4 protein-coding genes are annotated in these 3,030 nt (G+C 32.3%); all 4 read left to right on the top strand.

Features of this window, described 5'->3' with window-relative positions:
- On the top strand, positions 1 to 650 hold a 650-nt coding region (locus ACIQZC_RS10395), incomplete at its 5' end, for an AAA family ATPase (protein WP_396139155.1).
- Positions 651 to 700: 50 nt separating this feature from the next.
- Positions 701 to 1,567, top strand: coding sequence for a DUF58 domain-containing protein (locus ACIQZC_RS10400; RefSeq protein WP_396139156.1), 867 nt, complete (start codon positions 701 to 703; stop codon positions 1,565 to 1,567).
- Positions 1,568 to 1,617: 50 nt separating this feature from the next.
- Positions 1,618 to 1,986, top strand: coding sequence for a four helix bundle protein (locus ACIQZC_RS10405; protein WP_396139157.1), 369 nt, complete (start codon positions 1,618 to 1,620; stop codon positions 1,984 to 1,986).
- Positions 1,987 to 2,050: 64 nt separating this feature from the next.
- Positions 2,051 to 3,030 (top strand): BatD family protein (locus ACIQZC_RS10410; protein WP_396139158.1); only part of this gene is annotated, 980 nt, incomplete at its 3' end.

A 3,030-nucleotide genomic window follows, 5' to 3' on the forward strand; every position in this document is an offset into this window, starting at 1 on the left:
TTTTAGCCGATGAGATCAACCGTGCGCCAGCAAAAGTACAATCAGCACTTTTAGAAGCCATGCAAGAAAAGCAAGTTACTATTGGCGATGAAACGTTTAAATTGGACAAACCATTCCTTGTAATGGCAACGCAAAATCCAGTGGATCAAGAAGGAACCTATCCATTACCAGAAGCTCAGGTAGACCGTTTTATGTTAAAAGTGGTCATTGATTATCCAAAAATGGACGACGAACGCTTAGTTATTCGTCAAAATTTAAAAGGAGCTTATGAAAAAGTGAACGAAGTGGTTTCTTTAGAACAAATTTTAAAAGCGCAAGAAGCCGTTCGTGAAGTGTATATGGATGAAAAAATCGAAAAATACATCCTAGACATCATTTTTGCTACTCGTTATCCAGAAAAATATAAATTAGAAAATCTAAAACCATTAATTAGTTTTGGAGCATCGCCTCGTGGAAGTATCAATTTAGCAATCGCTGCAAAATGTTATGCATTTATTAAACGCAGAGGTTATGTAATTCCGGAAGACGTTCGTGCAGTAGTTTATGATGTGTTGCGTCACAGAATAGGAATCACGTATGAAGCCGAAGCTGAAAATGTTACTACAGAAGACATCATCAGCAAAATTGTAAACGAAATTGAAGTTCCTTAATTTCTTGAAAGATAAACTTTGTGACTTTGCGCCTTTGTGGCAGTAACAAAATGGATACAAAAGACCTACTTAAAAAAGTTCGAAAAATTGAAATCAAAACCCGAAGATTGAGTGATCACATCTTTTCGGGAGAATACCACACGTCTTTTAAAGGACGTGGAATGACGTTTTCTGAAGTGCGCCAATATCAATATGGAGATGATGTAAGAGCAATTGATTGGAATGTAACCGCGCGCTACAACGAACCTTTTGTTAAAGTATTTGAAGAAGAACGCGAATTAACGATGATGTTGCTTGTGGATATTTCGGGTTCTGAAAGTTTTGGGACTAAAAACCAATTAAAACGAGACATGGTTACCGAAATTGCAGCTACTTTAGCTTTTTCGGCTACACAAAATAATGATAAAATAGGATTGCTGTTGTTCTCTGATCAAATCGAATTATATATTGCGCCAAAAAAAGGGAAATCACATGTTTTACGAATCATTCGTGAGCTTATCGAATTTGAACCAAAAAGCAAAAAAACCGATTTATCGCAGGCTTTGAAATATTTATCGAGTGTTATGAAAAAGAAAGCCATTGTTTTTGTGATTTCTGATTTTATGACAACAGCATACGAACACACCTTAAAAATTGCTTCAAAACGACATGATGTAACCGGAATTCGTGTCTTTGATCAACGAGAAGAAAGCATTCCTAACATCGGGATTGTAAACCTTTTAGATGCCGAAACCGGAGAAACGTTAGTAGTAGATACCAATTCAAAATCGGTGCGTCAAAACTATGAAAAGTACTATCATGAAAATGTATCTTATTTTAGAGATATCTTTTCAAAATGTGGTGCCGGAACCATAAGTTCAAGAGTTGATGAAAGTTATGTAACCAAATTATTAGGTTATTTTAAAGCGAGAAATTAATGATTTAAGAATTAAGATTAACGATTTTTGATTTAAGAAGTAAAAAAAGAATGAAAAGATTTGATTTAGAAGAACGATTAATTGATTTTGCAGCAAATGTTATTTTGTTTACTAATTATGTTGAAAAAAATTATGCAGGAAATCACTTAACAGGGCAAATTATTCGCTCTTCAACATCACCAGCATTAAACTACGGAGAAGCTCAAAGTGCTGAAAGTAATAGAGATTTTGTTCACAAAATGGGAATTTGTTTGAAAGAGTTAAGAGAAACTAATAATTGTTTAAAAATTATTGAACGTGCTAATTTAAATTCTAACCAAAAAATGTTAGATCAATTAAAAGTTGAGGCTAATGAATTAATTTCAATTTTTGTAGCTAGTATAAAAACAGCAAAGAAAAACGCTGAAAAAAATAAATAGTAGAAAAAACATGTTTTCAAAAAACTTAAAAATAGTATTTAGAAACTTAAAATCATTTTCCCAAATGATTAGATTATTTCTGCAATCAAAAATCGTTAATCTTCAATCTTCAATCTTTCTATTTTTGTTATTTTTTGCAGCGAATAGTTTTTCTCAAAAAATCACCACTTCTATTGATTCTTCTCAAATAAAAATTGGATCACAGTTTAATTTTACCATTAAAGCATCTGTAAATGCAAATGACAAAGTGGTTTTTCCAGATGGAAAATTTTTCGGCGCTTTGGAAATTTTAGAATCCTATCCAGTAGATACCATTAAAAATAATTCACAATATGAATTAATCAAAAAATATGGTTTAACCCAATTTGATTCGGGGCGTTATACGATTCCCAATTTATTGGTAAAAATCAATCAAAAAGAATTCAGAACCGATTCGCTTTCCATCGTGGTTAATAATGTAAAAGTTGATACCACTAAACAACAAATGTTTGACATCAAAAACATTATTGCTACGGAAGAAAAACCAAGTAGCGAATGGTGGAAATGGTTGATTTTATTGGCGTTAATCATTGCTTCGGGTTTTGGATCGTACTTTATTGTGAAAAAATTACAAAAAAGTCAAATTAAAGAAGAAGAGTTTTTTGCTTCGCCCATCGAAAAAGCAATTGCTTATTTGCAAAACCTAGATAAAAAGCAATTAATTCAAAAAGGAGAAGTTAAAGAATACTATTCTGAAATGACCGATATTGCTCGAACGTATATTGAAGAATCGGTAAAAGTTCCGGCTATGGAAAGCACATCAAGTGAATTGATTGCAGCCATGAAAAAAGCCATTTCAGAAAAGAAAATGTTTATTAACCGAGAAGAGCTAGAAAAATTCAAGGTAGTATTAGAAAATGCCGATTTAGTAAAATTTGCCAAATCAAAACCATTGCAATTTGAGATTGAAAAAGACAAAGGAATTATTGATAAATTCATACTAATTATCGATAAAGCTTTACCAAGAACAGAAGACGAAGCCGAAGTCCTTTTTGCCGAAGAAGT

It is taken from the genome of Flavobacterium sp. (genome assembly GCF_044338735.1).
GTDB lineage: Bacteria > Bacteroidota > Bacteroidia > Flavobacteriales > Flavobacteriaceae > Flavobacterium.